This is a genomic window from Nocardia sp. NPDC006044, from assembly GCF_042871115.1.
In the GTDB taxonomy this organism is placed as follows: Bacteria; Actinomycetota; Actinomycetes; order Mycobacteriales; family Mycobacteriaceae; genus Nocardia.
In genome coordinates this window covers 1357904-1373192 of record NZ_JBIAID010000001.1, presented here as the reverse complement: position 1 = coordinate 1373192, position 15289 = coordinate 1357904, and the positions used below count along the sequence as shown (strand labels likewise).

The 15289-nt window shown below is 68.4% G+C and carries 15 protein-coding genes; 2 read left to right on the top strand and 13 right to left on the bottom strand.

Annotated features, from left to right (window positions below; all coding sequences use genetic code 11):
• Positions 1-66: 66 nt before the first annotated feature.
• The 6 genes from ACFYO1_RS06450 to mqo form a co-directional block, all read right to left on the bottom strand.
• Positions 67-432: a cobalamin biosynthesis protein gene (locus tag ACFYO1_RS06450; protein ID WP_387227777.1), complete on the bottom strand. Its 366-nt coding sequence runs from the start codon at positions 430-432 to the stop codon at positions 67-69.
• A gap of 275 nt (positions 433-707) precedes the next feature.
• A complete protein-coding gene (locus ACFYO1_RS06445; RefSeq protein ID WP_387227775.1) occupies positions 708-2342 on the bottom strand; it encodes a cobyrinate a,c-diamide synthase in 1635 nt (544 codons plus the stop codon).
• 64 nt (positions 2343-2406) lie between these two features.
• Entirely contained in the window at positions 2407-3021 is a 615-nt protein-coding gene (cobO, locus tag ACFYO1_RS06440; RefSeq protein WP_387227773.1) for a cob(I)yrinic acid a,c-diamide adenosyltransferase, read from the bottom strand.
• A 111-nt stretch (positions 3022-3132) separates the two neighbouring features.
• A complete protein-coding gene (locus tag ACFYO1_RS06435; RefSeq protein ID WP_387231719.1) occupies positions 3133-5241 on the bottom strand; it encodes a magnesium chelatase subunit D family protein in 2109 nt (702 codons plus the stop codon).
• 150 nt (positions 5242-5391) lie between these two features.
• On the bottom strand, positions 5392-5841 hold the full coding sequence (locus tag ACFYO1_RS06430) for a GNAT family N-acetyltransferase (protein WP_387227771.1): 450 nt from the start codon (positions 5839-5841) through the stop codon (positions 5392-5394).
• Positions 5842-5859: 18 nt separating this feature from the next.
• Entirely contained in the window at positions 5860-7389 is a 1530-nt protein-coding gene (mqo, locus tag ACFYO1_RS06425) for a malate dehydrogenase (quinone) (RefSeq protein ID WP_387227769.1), read from the bottom strand.
• A 206-nt stretch (positions 7390-7595) separates the two neighbouring features.
• Here mqo and ACFYO1_RS06420 point away from each other — a divergent pair, with 206 nt between their 5' ends.
• Positions 7596-8660: an alpha/beta hydrolase gene (locus ACFYO1_RS06420; RefSeq protein ID WP_387227767.1), complete on the top strand. Its 1065-nt coding sequence runs from the start codon at positions 7596-7598 to the stop codon at positions 8658-8660.
• On the opposite strand, the gene ACFYO1_RS06415 is transcribed toward ACFYO1_RS06420, so the two are convergent.
• From ACFYO1_RS06415 to map, 5 genes are all read right to left on the bottom strand, one after another.
• On the bottom strand, positions 8640-9203 hold the full coding sequence (locus tag ACFYO1_RS06415; RefSeq protein WP_387227765.1) for an alpha/beta hydrolase: 564 nt from the start codon (positions 9201-9203) through the stop codon (positions 8640-8642). The two genes, ACFYO1_RS06420 and ACFYO1_RS06415, sit on opposite strands and share 21 nt — an antisense overlap.
• A 45-nt stretch (positions 9204-9248) precedes the next feature.
• Positions 9249-9641, bottom strand: a complete 393-nt coding sequence (locus ACFYO1_RS06410) for a PIN domain-containing protein (protein WP_040737245.1) — start codon at positions 9639-9641, stop codon at positions 9249-9251.
• Positions 9638-9931 (bottom strand): AbrB/MazE/SpoVT family DNA-binding domain-containing protein, encoded by a 294-nt coding sequence (locus tag ACFYO1_RS06405; protein WP_387227762.1) that lies wholly within the window; start codon positions 9929-9931, stop codon positions 9638-9640. The genes ACFYO1_RS06410 and ACFYO1_RS06405 overlap by 4 nt, the downstream gene beginning before the upstream one ends.
• Before the next feature lie 91 nt (positions 9932-10022).
• Positions 10023-11567 carry a cobyric acid synthase gene (locus tag ACFYO1_RS06400; protein ID WP_387231717.1) on the bottom strand — a complete coding sequence of 515 codons (1545 nt, stop codon included), beginning with the start codon at positions 11565-11567 and terminating at the stop codon, positions 10023-10025.
• A gap of 100 nt (positions 11568-11667) precedes the next feature.
• Positions 11668-12531: a type I methionyl aminopeptidase gene (map, locus tag ACFYO1_RS06395; protein ID WP_378715253.1), complete on the bottom strand. Its 864-nt coding sequence runs from the start codon at positions 12529-12531 to the stop codon at positions 11668-11670.
• A gap of 142 nt (positions 12532-12673) precedes the next feature.
• Between map and ACFYO1_RS06390 the strand changes: the two genes are divergently transcribed.
• On the top strand, positions 12674-13684 hold the full coding sequence (locus tag ACFYO1_RS06390; protein ID WP_387227760.1) for an LLM class flavin-dependent oxidoreductase: 1011 nt from the start codon (positions 12674-12676) through the stop codon (positions 13682-13684).
• Positions 13685-13786: 102 nt separating this feature from the next.
• On the opposite strand, the gene ACFYO1_RS06385 is transcribed toward ACFYO1_RS06390, so the two are convergent.
• Positions 13787-14134, bottom strand: a complete 348-nt coding sequence (locus ACFYO1_RS06385) for a hypothetical protein (protein WP_387227758.1) — start codon at positions 14132-14134, stop codon at positions 13787-13789.
• 230 nt (positions 14135-14364) lie between these two features.
• Positions 14365-15018 carry a papain-like cysteine protease family protein gene (locus ACFYO1_RS06380; RefSeq protein WP_387227756.1) on the bottom strand — a complete coding sequence of 218 codons (654 nt, stop codon included), beginning with the start codon at positions 15016-15018 and terminating at the stop codon, positions 14365-14367.
• Between the last annotated feature and the right edge of the window lie 271 nt (positions 15019-15289).

Here is a 15289-nt window from a genome sequence, read left to right as displayed (position 1 = left end):
CGGGTGGAGGTAGGCCGCCAGAGGTGGCGCCGGTCCGGGTCGAGGAACCGGCGATCTGTGGGCCGCTCAGTCCGGGTTACGCCGTGCCGCGGCCACGACAATGCCGTGCGCGGTGTGTTTGGGTACCACCAGGACACCCCCGCCCGCCGCGAGAACAGCGGCCGCTTCGGCAACACTCGCCGTGCCCACCGCGGCCGCCGTCCGCGAATCCGGGTTCGGCACAGGCACTTCCGCTAGCTCAGCGGCGGTGAACGTCCGGATCGGCACGCCGAGCACGGCAGCCGCATCGAGCAGCCCCGACTCCCCCGCCCGTCGATCGATAGTCGCCAAGCAACTGATCCGATTGAATGCCAGCACTTCACGTACCCCCGCCACGATGCGGTCAGCAGAGGTACCCGGCCGCAACCCCAGGCCGACAATCAATTCAGGCACTGATCACCTCCGCGCGCAGAAGGGCGGGACCGCAGACAGCGTGCGGCGGACGCCGCTGCGGGAGCGATGGCCCCGGCGCATCAAAATTCATGCGGGAGCGGCGGATCGGCGCATCACGATCCATGCGAAAGCGGCGGCTCCGCGCGTCCAGACTCATGCGAATGCGGTGGGTCGGCGCGTCCAGATCCGCGCCACCGCAACCCCGCACGCCCACCGGTACGGTCTCGGCAGGGAGGCGCGCCGCAGTGCGGTCGCGACCCGCGCCTTCCGCTCGGTCACCGGATGGCACGAGTACCCGCGTACTCGGTCGCTGACGCTACGAAACGTGTTGTCGCTTCCGGGTTTCCGGCTGGGTGCGTGTGTAGGTAGGAGGCGTGGACGCGGTGCACCAGCGCGCCCTCGCGAGCCGGTGCGCCGTCGCTGCCGCGCCAAGCCCAGGCGGGGGTGGCCGAGGCGGCGGTGGTCAGGCGGGTCCGGTGGAATTCGTGGCCGCGGACGCGTTCGCCTGCGCGCCACAGCGGGGAATCCGCCAGCGCCACCGCATCCCGGTAGCCGAGGGTCAGGCGGGGGCCGAACTCGGCGTCGGCGTCGATCACGCCGGCCATCGGATGTCCGTCGAGTGAGCGGGTCAGGTACAGCAGTCCCGCACATTCCGCGTGCACGGGCATCCCGCGCCGAGCCTGCTCCGCGACCGCGGTCAGCAGAGCGGTATTCGCCGCCAGTTCCGCCGCATGCTCTTCCGGGAACCCACCGGGCAACACCAAACCCGCAGTCCCACTCGGCAATTCGTCCCGCAACGGATCGAACACCACCACCTGCGCGCCCGCCGCCAGCAGCAACTCGCGATGCTCCGCGTAGCCGAAGGTGAACGCAGGCCCGCCCGCCATAGCGATCAGCGGCCCGGAACCCGCGAACAGATCAGCCGCCTCCCGCACCGCTCCCGCCGAACCGCCCGCTGCCGCGATCGTCGGACCACCCGACGCGACCAGTCGATCGGAACCCGATGGATCCTCGGCCGAAATCTCCTCGCCCCGAACCACTTCCGCCGAACCACGCGCCGACCCGCCCGCGGCGGACCGGGCCGGCAGCCCGCCCGTGCGACCACCCGCCGTCGCGATCAAGTGACCGGAACCCGATGGATCCTCGGCCGAAACCTCCTCACCCCGCACCGCTTCTGCGGGATCCCACGCGGGCGCGTGCGCGGTGAACCGGGCTAGCGCCGCGATCGCAGAGAGATCTACGTGGGCGGCAACCAGATCCGTCATCGCGGACACGGCGGCGGTCGCGGCGGCTCCGTGCTCCACAGCGGGGATCAACCCGAGATGCCTTGACGGCACCTCCAATTCGGTCATGCGCGGCAGCGAGCCGAGCACCGGCAGCCCGACCCGATCGCACGCCGCACGCAAAACCTGATCGTGCCGTTCACTGCCGACCCGATTCAAGATGACCCCGCCGAGCCGAATCCCGCTGTCGAACGTGGCGAAACCATGCAGCAGCGCAGCAAGACTCTGACTGTGCCCGCGCGCGTCGACCACCAAAACCACCGGCGCACCGAGCAGACTCGCGACCTGCGCGGTAGATCCCTCCGCGACCGGCCCGGCGTGGTTCTCATCGATGCGCCCGTCGAACAGCCCCATCACGCCCTCGACCACCGCGAGATCGCAATCCCGCGCACCGTGCCGATACAGCGGCACCACCCGTTCCGCACCAACGAGCACCGGATCGAGATTGCGCCCCGGCCGCCCTGCAGCCAACCCGTGATACCCCGGATCGATGTAATCCGGCCCCACCTTGAACGGAGCCACCCGATGACCGACCCGCCGCAGCGCCCCGATCAACCCCGTCGCCACAGTGGTCTTCCCACTCCCGGAAGCAGGCGCGGCAATCACCACCGCAGGCACGCCGCTCACCGGCCACCCCGCTCGAGGAGTGACACGCGGTAGCGGAATCCGCACCGAGAAAGGGTGCGGGGATTCACCATTCGATGCCGCGCTGGCCCTTGCGGCCGGCGTCCATGGGGTGCTTGAGCTTGGTCATTTCGGTGACGAGGTCGGCGGCGTCGATGAGTGCCCGGGGGGCGTCGCGGCCGGTGATGACGACGTGCTGGTTGCCGGGGCGGTTGCGTAGCGTGTCGACGACCTCGTCGAGGTCGACCCAGCCCCACTTCAGGGGGTAGGTGAATTCGTCCAGGACGTAGAAGCGGTGCTGTTCGTCCTTCAGCCGACGGGCTATTTCCTGCCATCCGGCCAGCGCGGCGGCGGCGTGGTCTTCGTCGCTGCCCTGCTTGCGGGTCCAGGACCAGCCTTCGCCCATCTTGTGCCATTCGACCGCGCCGCCGGCCCCGGTCTCCTCGTGCAGGGTGCCGAGGGTGCGGAAGGCCGCCTCCTCCCCCACCTTCCACTTGGCGCTCTTCACGAACTGGAACACGGCGACATCGAAACCCTGGTTCCAGGCTCGCAGCGCCATACCGAACGCCGCGGTCGACTTCCCCTTGCCCGGTCCCGTGTGCACGGCCAGCACCGGCTGATTGCGCCGCTGTCGCGTGGTGAGGCCGTCGTCGGGCACGGTCTCCGGAACACCCTTAGGCATCGAAACTCCTTGTCACTCCACGACTCATCATCGAGCCACCCACATCGCGCCGACCCACCAACCGGCCTTGGCCGCCACGCCGCCCGCCGGCGACCGGTTCCAAGCCGCGCATCAAGCCGCGCGCACCGATGCCGAATTAGGCCGCCCGGACCCCGCGCGCACCACGTCGGCGACCGAATCACCGGTCAGCTCAGCCAATCTCAGGTATCCCCCGCGCAGTTCGCGGGCCAGCTCGGCGGCGAGACCGAGCCGGATCATCCCGCGCTCGCAGTCGACCACGATCGAAGTGACCCCGTCATTGGCGAGGCGAGCGGCGGCCGCGCGGGCGCGCGGCAGCGGATCCACACCACCGGTGGCGCGGCCGTCGGTGAGCAGCACCAGCATCGGGCGGCGGCGCGGGTCCCGAACCCGTTCGCGCAGCACGATTTCGCGCGCCTTCACCAGGCCAGCGGCCAGCGGCGTCTTGCCGCCGGTCCGCATCGAGGACAACCGGCGCACGGCGATATCGACCGAAGACGTAGGCGGCAGCACGAGTTCGGCGTCCTGCCCGCGCACGGTGATGACCGCGACTTTGTCCCGCCGCTGGTAAGAGTCACGCAGCAGGGTGACGACCGCGCCGGTGACGGCGGAGAGCCGATCCCTGGACGCCATCGACCCGGACGCATCGACCACGAAGACGACCAGATTGCCTTCGCGCCCTTCGCGATACGCGCCCCGCAGGTCCTCGGCGGCCAGCTTCAGCGGACCTTCGCCCCGGCCGCGCGACCACTGATGCGGCGCGGCGGCGAAGACGGTGCCGAGCAGATGCAGGCCGGTGGCGGTATCGGTGCTCGGCCGAACGACGCGACCGTGGCGCGACTCCGCCCGCGACCGACGCCCCGGCGCGCCCTCGCCGACGCCGGGCACCTCCCAGCGCGGCGGCGTCGCGGCGACGGAACCCGGTGTGCCCGTACGGCCTTCGCGAGACGGCCGCCCACCGCCGGGGCCGTCCGGCGGGGAATCCGGGTCGTCGTCCGGACCGGGCTCGGGATCACCCGCGTCCGGTCGAGCCGCCTCGGCTGACCGGCCCTGCTCGGAATCCTCGGTGTCCGACCGAGGCGACTCGTCGGACGGCTGCTCGAGCTCCTCGGTGTCCGATCGGTGCGACTCGGGCGACTCCCCCTGCTCGGAATCCTCGGTGTTCGACTGCCCCTGCTCGAATTCCTCAGCGGCCGAACGGTTCTCCCGGTCCACCTCCTCCGCCGCCTCGCGCATCGCGTCGTCGAGCTGGTCCTCGCTGATCCCCGGCTCGTCGAACGGATCGCGTCGCCGCCGATGCGGCAGCGCGAGTTCCGCGGCAACCCGGACATCCTCCTCGGTGACCGCGTCCGCGCCACGCCACGCGGCGTGCGCCGTCGCGGTCCGCGCGACCACCAGGTCCGCGCGCATCCCGTCGACGTCGAAGGCGGCGCACAGCGCGGCGATCCGGCGCAGCTCCCCGTCGTCGAGCCCTACCTCCGCGACCCGATCGCGCGCGCCGAGGATGCGCTCGGCGATCGCCCGATCCGCGGCGGCATAACTTTCGGCGAACCCGGCCGGATCGGCCTCGTAGTCCAGCCGCCGCCGCACCACCGACATCCGCACGTCCACGTTCCGCGAGGCGGCCACGTCGACGGTGAGCCCGAACCGGTCCAGCAGCTGCGGGCGCAGCTCGCCCTCCTCCGGGTTCATGGTGCCGACGAGCACGAATCGCGCCGGATGCGAATGCGAGACACCGTCGCGTTCGATGTGCACCCGCCCCATCGCCGCGGCGTCGAGCAGCACGTCGACCAGATGGTCGTGCAGCAGATTGACCTCGTCGACATAGAGCACGCCGTGATGCGCGGCGGCCAGCAGACCCGGCCGGAACGCCTGTTCCCCGTCGCGCAGCACCCGCTCCAGATCCAGCGAGCCGACCACGCGGTCCTCGGTCGCGCCGACCGGCAGTTCCACCAGTCGCGCGGGCCGCGCGCCGGTTTCGTCGACGACCGGCGGCAGCAGCTGCGCCAGCGCGCGCACCACGGTCGACTTCGCGGTGCCCTTCTCGCCGCGCACCAGCACACCGCCGATGCCGGGGTGCACCGCGCACAGGATCAACGCCAGTTGCAGCCGCTCCTGACCGACCACGGCGGAGAACGGAAAGCCCACCTCGAGGTCACCACCGGGACGCGTACGTGATCCGGTCAGCGAGTGAGGCGGCACAGTTTCGGCATGGGACAACGACACGCCCCAACTCTATGCGCGCTCGCCCGGCCCACCGACGCTGCCCTGTGGATCGAGTCACCCCTGGGGACACCACCGCCCTCGTCGCAGGTCTGCGTCGAGGGCGGCGACCGAGCAACGGCTCGACGATCACCCCTTGCGCATCGGAATGTGCAGGATCCCGTCTTCGTCGAATTCCTCACCATCGGGCTTGAACCCGTGCTTGGCGTACATGTCGACCAGGTAGGACTGCGCGTTCAACCGCACGGTCGCCGAGCCGACCTCGGCCAGCGCGGCCTGCAACAGGCGCGTGGTGTAGCCGTGGCCGCGCGCGGGCGCGACCGTGCACAGCCGCCCGATGCGGAAGGACTTCACCCCGTCCTCGTGCTCCTCCAGCAGCCGCAGCGTGGCGATCACCTCGCCCTCGTCATCGAGCCAGAAGTGCCGCGTCTCCGGCAGCAGGTCCAGACCGTCCAGTTCCGGATACGCGCACTTCTGCTCCACGACAAAGACTTCGACGCGAAGTTTCAACAGCTGATAGAGGGTGGCATTGTCGAGATCCAACGCCCATGACCGTTTGAGAGCAACCGTTGACATCATCGCCTGTTGCTATCACACCTAGCGGTTTGCCGCGACCCCCGCGTGCTCGGGCGTGTTATCTGTGCCACCCGTGAGGTTCAGCGTCTTGGACGTCCAATCCCATACTTCGTGGAACAACGCCGGATCCTCGGACAGCTTCACCCCGAGTGAGGGAATCATCTCCTTGAGCTTCGGCGTCCACCCGGCGTACTCGGCCGGGAAGCAGCGCTGCATGACGTCGAGCATGGCGGTGACGCCCGTCGACGCGCCCGGGGAGGCGCCGAGCAGACCGGCGATAGAGCCGTCGGCGGCGGCGACCACGGCGGTGCCGAATTCGAGCACGCCGCCCGCGCCCTTGCGCCGGATCACCTGCACGCGCTGGCCCGCGGTGATCAGCTCCCAGTCCCGGCCGTCGGCGCGCGGGATGAACTCCTTGAGCGTGTCCACCTTGCCCGCCTCGGACTTGAGCAGCTCACTGACCAGGTACTTGGTCAGGCCGAGCTCGGTGACGCCGACGCCGAGCAGGGAGAGCAGATTGTTCGGCTTCACCGACTTGAACAGGTCGGTGAGCTTGCCCTCCTTGAGGAACTTCGGCGTCCAGCCCGCGTACGGGCCGAACAGCAGGCCGGGCACGCCCTTGATCACCCGAGTGTCCAAGTGCGGCACCGACATCGGCGGCGCGCCGACCGCGGCCTTGCCGTACACCTTGGCCTCGTGCTGGTGGATCAGGTCCGGGTTGGTGCAGCGGAAGAACTGACCGCTGACCGGGAAGCCGCCGAACCCGTCGATCTCCTTGATGCCGGACTTCTGCAGCAGCGGCAGCGCGCCGCCGCCCGCGCCGACGAAAACGAATTTGCTGATGAGCGTGCGGGTTTCGCGGGTACGCAGGTTGCGCACCTTGACCAGCCAGGAGCCGTCGGACTGCTTGGACAGGTCGCGCACCTCGTGGCCGAAGGCCAGATCCGCGCCGCTGGCGCCGAGGTAGGCGAGCAGTTCCTTGGTGAGCGAGCCGAAGTCGATGTCGGTGCCGCCGTCAGTCCAGTTCAACGCGACCGGATCGGAGAAGTCGCGACCACGCGCCATCAGCGGCAGGCGGCGGGCGAATTCGTCGGGGCTGTCGATGAACTCCATGCCCTCGAACAACGGATGCGGAGCCAGCGCTTCGTAACGCTTGCGCAGGTACTCGACGTTGTCCGCGCCGTGCACGAAACTCACGTGCGGGATCGGATTGATGAACCGGGACGGGTCACCGAGGATGTTGTTCTCCACGGCGTAGGACCAGAACTGGCGCGACACCTGGAACCGCTCGTTGATGTCGACGGCCTTGCTGATGTCCACCGAACCGTCGGCGTTCTGCGGGCTGTAGTTCAGCTCACACAGCGCGGAGTGGCCGGTGCCCGCGTTGTTCCACGGGTCGCTGCTCTCCGCCGACGCGGCGTCGAGCCGCTCGAACAGGGAGATCGACCAATCGGGCTGCAACTGGCGCAGCAGTGCACCGAGAGTGGCACTCATGATGCCGGCGCCGATGAGTACAACATCGGTCTTTTCAGTCATGGCAGCGTTCGGCACGGCTAGATCGACTTCCTTGTCCTTCTACGCGGGCCCACCGGGCGGGTGGACCTGCCTGGGCACGGTGCTTGCGAGTTATTGCCTCGGTCCGGGTTCCTAAACCATGGCGGGAGTTAGGTTACCCGCCGTTCACCTAGCCCCAATTGTGCACCTCACCACGTCGATCCCCCGCGCCGAACCCGCCGAATGTGACCTAGATTGTGTATGTGACAAAGGAAACTTCACTCGCCGCTCGGCAATCCGACACCCAGGGCGACAGCCAGTGGAAAGCCGATGTCCTGGGCGAGAAATACCAGCAGCGCACGCTGTCTTTCGGGGCCGATCCGGACGGCGAAGGCGAGGCCGTGGCCACCCTGGTGCGCTATCTGCCCGGCGGAAAAATCGAGGCAGGCGCGGGCGCCGTGCTGTACGTGCACGGGTTCACCGACTACTTCTTCCAAGAACATCTCGCGGAGCATTTCGCGGCGCAGGGCTACCAGTTCTACGCGCTCGATCTGCGTAAATGCGGACGATCGCTGCGCGAGGGGCAGACGCCGCATTATGTGACCGATCTCGCACTGTATGACGACGAGTTGAACGAGGCGTTGCGAATCGTGCGGGCGGAGACCGGCGCACCGGTCGTGCTGAACGCGCATTCGACCGGCGGGCTGATCCTGCCGCTGTGGCTGGACCGGCTCAACCGCGACCGCGGCACGGCCGCCTCGGGCGTGGCCGGCCTGGTCCTCAACAGCCCGTGGTTCGATCTACAGGGCCCGTCCTACTACCGGACCGTCGGAACGCCGATCATCAAGGGGCTCGGCCGGTTTCGGAAGATGTTCCAGTTGCCCAGCGCGAAGGTCAGCACCTACGGCGACAGCCTGCATCACAGCGTGGCCGGCGAGTGGGATTACAACCTGGACTGGAAACCGTTGCACGGCTTCCCGGTTCGGTTCGGCTGGCTGCGCGCGATCCGCAACGGGCACGCGAAACTGCACGGCGGGCTCGACATCGGGGTGCCGTCGCTGATCCTGCGTTCCCGGGTGACGAAGTTCGCCCGCCGCTACGGTCCCGCCGTCGACGTGGCCGACGCGGTATTGGACGTCAAGCAGATTCAGCGCTGGTCCGGCTGCCTCGGCGACCGCACCAACATCGTGCCGATCGACGGCGCGAAGCACGACGTGTTCCTGTCCTCGGCCGAACCGCTCGCGCACGCGTTCGCCGAACTCGACAGCTGGCTGAAGTGGCTGGCGATCTACCGCGCCGGGTCCGGCTCACCAGGTGCTGGTGCGTAGCACGATCTCGGTGGCCAGTTCGTGGTCGGCCTCGGTCGCCACGTTGGTGACATCGATGTCGACCACGCGGAACTCGCCGTAGACGAAGCGGCCGGAACCGTCGGCCACCGAGCGCGGCAGGTTCTTGGTCACCAGCACCGTGGTGGGCAATTCGACCGGACGGACCGTGGCGTCGGCGACGGTTCCGTCCGGGCCCGGAGCCGCCGGATGGCCGTGATCGGCCACCACGAGGCTGATGAAGCGCCCGAATCCGGCCGCGCAGGCCCGCCACGCCAGTTCCGCGCCGGTGCCGCGCGCGGCCACGTTGGCCCAGGGCACGCCGATCTGATCCAGGATCGCGGTGACGCCCGCGGCGTCGAGCCCCTCGGCCGACTCCAGCACCACCGTGCGCAGATCCGAATTGTGCAATCGAGCACACACCTGGTCGTAGACGTCCGCCGGGTCGTTCGCGTCGGGCAGCAACAGCACGCTGTGCCGGGATTCCGGGCCGTCCACCCGCACGGTCCATGCCCGATCGCCCACCGTGATCTGCCGAGATTTCATGCCGAATGACGCTACACGGGTCTGCTGAACGAGGCCCGGTCTTCGTCAGGCCAACAGCCGCATACCGGCGCGCTCACCGGCGTTGTGATCGAAGGTGACGGTGAGGTCGCAGCCGGCCTCCTGGCCCAGCTGCTGGATGAGCGCGTCGGCGAAATCCGCGCCGTCGGCGGCCCGGCGCAGCGCTTGGCGCACCGTGTCGGCGCGTTCGACCACGATCTCGGTCGAGTCGAGCAGGCCGAGCAGCACGTCGGTGACCGCCTCGGGATCCTGCTTGTAGCCGCGGCGCAGCACCCAGTGGATCTCCGCGAGCACGATCATCGTCACGTAACCGGGACGGCTCTCGCTGAGGCCATCGATCACCTGGTTGGCGCGCGCGGACTGCTCCGGATCGTCCTGGGTGAGGTAGCGGATCAGCACATTGGCGTCCAGACCGATCATTTCTGCTTGCCTTCCACGACGTTTCCGGTGATCGCCTCGTTCATCTGCGCGAGGCCGATCGGCGAGCCGGACCAGCCGACTATCCCCTTGAGTGACTTGATGGTCCGGGTCTCGGGCACCAGTTCGTAGGTGCCGTTGACGGTGGGCACGAAGGCGACCCGGACCCCGGCACGCAACCCCATGGCGACCCGGACGTCGATCGGGATGGTGATCTGTCCCTTGCTCGTCACGGTCGCGGACACCACGTTTCCCGCCCTGCTGCTGGACTTCTTGTCTGCCACTTCAGTCACCGACCCGTGCTACTCCCACGCCCATCGTCCCCTTACCCGGAGCCGAATTCCTTACTGAAAGGTAAGGGGCGAGGTACGTCGCGTCAACAGTTCAGCTACGCGAGGTTGCCGAAGTGGGGAGCGCGTGGGTTGCCAGGACGGGCAGATCGGGGGGCGCGCCGTCGGTGAGCAGGCGCTCCAGCCGGGCCGGATCGAGGTGCTGCTCGACCAGGTCGGCGAGCAGGTCGAGTTGGGCGGCGCGCACGGTGGCGACGGAAGTGTCTTCGGCGGCAACGAAACCCGTACGGCCGGCCGCGACGGCCACCGAACGCAGCCAGCTTCGGCGGAACTCGTCGGATTCGAGCAGGCCGTGCAGGTGGGTGCCCCAGAGCGCTTCGCGGACACTGCCTTCCGGTTCGCCGTCGAGGTCGAGCCAGCGGCGGTCTCCGTTGCCGGTCACCCGGCCGTGGTGGATCTCGTAGCCGTGCACCGGGATTCCCGCCGTGTCGTGACCATCGGTGCGGCGCAACACCTTCGGGTCGGCGAATTCGATCTCCAGGTCGAACAGGCCGAGTCCGTCGACCGGGCCCGCGCCCGATTCGATCGGGTCGACGATCCGGGTGCCGAGCATCTGGTAGCCGCCGCAGATGCCCAGGATCGGGCGGCCCGCCGCGGCTCTGGCGCGCAGCGCGTCGGCGATTCCGGTGCGGCGCAACCACTCCAGGTCCGACACCGTCGCCTTGCTGCCGGGCAGTACGACCAGGTCGGCCTCGGCCAGGCGGGACGGTTCGCTCGCCCAGCGCACCGCGACACCGGGCTCACAGGCCAGGGCCTCGATATCGGTGGAGTTGGAGATGCGGGGCAGCCGGACGGCGGCGACGGTGAGCCATTCCGTGCCGAGCGGTGGATGCGGGCGGCCGACCGGCGCGTCGGCGAGGGTGCTCAGCGAGTCCTCGGCGTCGATCCAGAGGTCGTCGGTGTACGGGAGCACGCCGAGGGTGGGCCGGCCGGTCAGTTCGGTGAGCCGGTCCAGGCCGGGGCGGAGCAGTTCGACGTCGCCACGGAACTTGTTGATCACGAATCCGGAAATCAGTTGCTGGTCTTCGGGTTCCAGGATGGCGACGGTGCCGAAGAGGTGCGCCAGCACGCCGCCGCGATCGATGTCGCCGACCAGCAGCACCGGGAGCCGGGCGGGCCGCGCGAGGCCCATGTTCGCCAGATCCGTTGCGCGCAGGTTGATTTCGGCGGGCGATCCGGCGCCCTCGCAGATCACCACGTCGAATTCGGCGCGCAGCGAGGCGAGTTCGCCGGCGACCACCTCGCGCAGCCGCTGCCGGTGCTGGAAGTAGTCCCGCGCGCCGACCGTGCCGACCGCCTTGCCCCGCACCACCAGCTGCGAACGCCGATCGCTGCCCGGCTTCAGCAGCACCGGGTTGAACCGCACGCTCGGTTCCAGCCCGCACGCCTGCGCCTGCAACGCCTGCGCGCGGCCGATCTCCCCGCCGTCCAGGGTGACGACGGAGTTGTTCGACATGTTCTGCGCCTTGAACGGCGCCACCCGCACCCCGCGCCGCGCCAGCATCCGGCAAATACCCGCCACCACAACGCTTTTACCCGCGTCCGACGTGGTCCCCGCGACGAGCAGCGCGCCTTTCACCGCCCCGCCCGGCAGCCGCACACCTGTTGATTTCCCGCACACGGATTCGCATGCGATTCGGTATGCGGGAAATCAAGGGCTGTGCGGCTGTGGGGCTGGTTCACGGCAGGGTGAGGATTTCCGCGCCGGTGTCGGTGACCACCAGGGTGTGCTCGAACTGCGCGGTCCACTTGCGGTCCTTGGTGACCACGGTCCAGCCGTCGTCCCAGATCTCGTAGTCGATGCCGCCGAGGTTGATCATCGGCTCGATGGTGAAGGTCATGCCCGGTTCGATGATCGACTCGATGGCCGGCTGGTCGTAATGCAGGATCACCAGGCCGCTGTGGAACGTCGGGCCGACGCCGTGCCCGGTGAAGTCGCGGACCACGCCGTAGCCGAATCGGTTGGCGTAGGACTCGATGACCCGCCCGATGACGTTCAGCGCCCGGCCCGGCCGGACCGCCTTGATCGCCCGCAGCGTGGCCTCCTCGGTCCGTTCGACCAGCAGCCGGACCTCCTCGTCCACGTCACCGGCCAGGTACGTCTTGTTCGTGTCGCCGTGCACCCCGTGGATGTAGGCGGTGACGTCGATGTTGACGATGTCGCCGTCCTCGATCACCGTCGAGTCCGGAATGCCGTGGCAGATGACCTCGTTCAGCGAGGTGCAGCAGGACTTCGGAAATCCCTTGTAGCCCAGCGTCGACGGGTACGCGCCGTGGTCGCACATGTACTCGTGCGCGATCCGGTCCAGTTCGTCGGTGGTCACGCCGGGCGCGACCGCCTTGCCCGCCTCTTCCAGCGCCTGCGCCGCGATCTTGCTCGCGATCCGCATCTTGTCGATCGTCTCCGCCGTCTGCACCCAGGGCTCGCGACCCTCGTTGACGGTCTTCTTCCACGCGTACTCCGGGCGCTCGATCGTGCGCGGAACCTCGCGGGTGGGTGACTGGGTGCCGGGTACGAGCGGCTTGCGAGTGCGGACAGACATAACGAACAGCCTAATCGGCCCCGATCCCCTGCGCTCGAGCGCCAGACCGACTCGACAGCGGGACCTGCGTGGAATACCTGCGGACCGTGGTCCGTTTAAGCTACTGGTTGACATAGACACTACTGAAGGAAGAGGCTCGACCGTGGAATTGGGACTCACGACGTTCGCCGAGCTGTATCCGGCCGGCGACCGGCCCGCGCCGAGTGCGGCCGAGCGGTTGCGCGAGGTGGTCGAGGAAGCGGTGGCCACCGAGCAGGCTGGGCTTGCCGTCTATGGCGTCGGGGAACATCATCGCAAGGATTTCGCCGCCTCCTCGCCGGCGGTCGTGCTGGCGGCGATCGCGGCGCGGACCGAGAAGATTCAGCTGACCAGCGCGGTCACCGTGCTCAGCTCGGATGATCCGGTACGGGTGTACCAGGATTTCGCCACGCTGGACGGACTGTCCAACGGTCGCGCGGAGCTGATGGCCGGGCGGGGGTCGTTCACGGAGAGCTTCCCGCTGTTCGGCTACGACCTCAGCGACTACGACGAGCTCTTCGAGGAGAAGCTGGCGCTGCTGCTGCACATCCGCGAAGACGAGCCGGTCACCTGGAACGGCAAGTTCCGCGCGCCGCTGCACAATGCCACCGTCTACCCGCGCACCGACAACCGGCCGCTGCCGGTGTGGATCGCGGTCGGCGGCTCCCCCGAATCCGTCGTGCGCGCAGGACTTCTCGGCCTTCCCCTGGCCATCGCGATCATCGGCGGACAGCCGGCCCGGTTCAAGCCGCTGGTCGACCTGTACCACCGCGCGCTCACCGAGGGCGGTCACGAGAAGCAGCCGGTGGCGGTACACGCCCACGGCTACATCGCCGACACCGAGGAAGCGGCCGTCGCCGACTTCTACGAGCCGTACGCCCGCGCGATGAGCGTCATCGGCCGGGAACGCGGCTGGGGTCCGATGACCCGCGCCCAATTCGACGGACTCCGTTCCAAGGAAGGTTCGCTGTTCGTCGGCAACCCCGACTACGTCGCGGAGAAGATCGCCGACATCCGCGACACCCTCGGCCTGGACCGGTTCATGCTGCACACCAGCGTCGGCACACTGCCGCACGAAAAGGTCCTGCACAACATCGAATTGCTCGGCGCGAAGGTCGCCCCGCAGGTCGGCTAATCGGAAACCCTTGCGCCGCGAGCGCTGTGGTAATCCGCGCACGAAATCGGTGACGGTCTCGTGCGCGGCAGGCCATGGCGCGGGCGCGAATGACGTGGCAGGTCAACGGGATTGCAGCCAGGCGTGGAACTGCGCGCCGTCGAATACTTTGCCCGCCAACGCCGGGGTCGTGCCCGAGGAGATCACGGTGAGGCTGGTTCGCGTCCACGCGAACCAGGTATGGCTCGGATAGTCGAGCAGCAGTCGCGCGTCGGCAGCCCGGGGTTGACTCGTCTCGTCCACTCCCGTCGCCATGGCGCGTGGCATATACGGCGACACCGGTTCCAGCTGCACCGTATCGGCGGTATCGCGTCCGGTAACGCGAACCGGCACCGCGATGTAGGACTCGACTCCGGCGCGCTCGAGCGTGGGACTGTCGGCCGACTTCGGATCGGTCGCGTACACCGTCACCGGTGCGCCGTCTCGCCGAAGCGTAATGGCCCCAACATTATTCGACGCACCCGACGATCGAAGGAACGATCCGACGAGGCGCTGCGCTGCCGGGGTATCGATCGCGCGGTCGATGACACTGTCGTCCGGCTCGCTCGCCCACGCCGGCGCGGGCGCACCGCGATCCGCGCACCCGGCCAGGGCCAGGCCGACAGCCGCCAATCCGGCCGAGAAACGCCATACCGACCCATTCATCGGGCCGCGATGCCGTAGTCCTCGCCGAACCACGTCCAGTCCGAGTTCCGGGTATAGGAGTCGATCGACTGCGTGACAGTGCGCCGCGAGGACGGCCAGGGATCCCCGTAGGTGATGGTGCCCGCGTCCACGTCGAAGCCGTAGATCACCTGCGCGTGCCCGCCGCCGGCCGACCACGCGATGCCGGTGAGGATCGGCCGGTCGGCCGAGATCTCATCGACGACCTTGGCCATCGACAAGGGTGCGCCGACCGCTGCGGTGAATCCGATTCCCCGGAACGCCGAGGCGATCTGCTCGAGCGATGCCTCCTCGTTGGGGCAGGCGCCCCCGGCACCGACACCGTGCACCAGTGCGCAATATTGATTCTGGCTGATCGGCCGGTGCAGATAGGTGGCTATCGATGAGCCGTCGGCCGCCCAGCACCACTGATCCGCGGTCTGGGCCTGCTGGAGATACGGCAGAGTCTGCGCGCCGAAAACGGCGGCGCGCGGTTCCGGGACCCGAGGCAGATTCGGCGTAACCGCCAACCCGTGCGAACGGCCGGCCGCATGCCAATCGACGGGACCGGGGTCGGCGACAGCGGAGTCGTGCAGCGCGAAGGCGAGGACTATCGCGACCGGGCCGCCCAGCAGCTTCCATTTACGCGCCATGCCTCATCCTTCCGAGCGGAAATACCATGGCACGCTACATATCCGCGTAGCAAGCCGCAATATGCTCGCGCCGATGCACCGGAAGAATGGGCGACTTGGGCGAATTTACTTGCGAGACACCGCCGTTAACCATGACTTAAATGAATCATGATGACTTATATATTGTCGCCGCCGAAACATGGTGGAACACTCCCTGTTCAGTTTACCGATCATTCCATCCGGAAGTGATGGATCATGGGGCTCAGCAGGAGGAACCTTGCACTATCCGCGC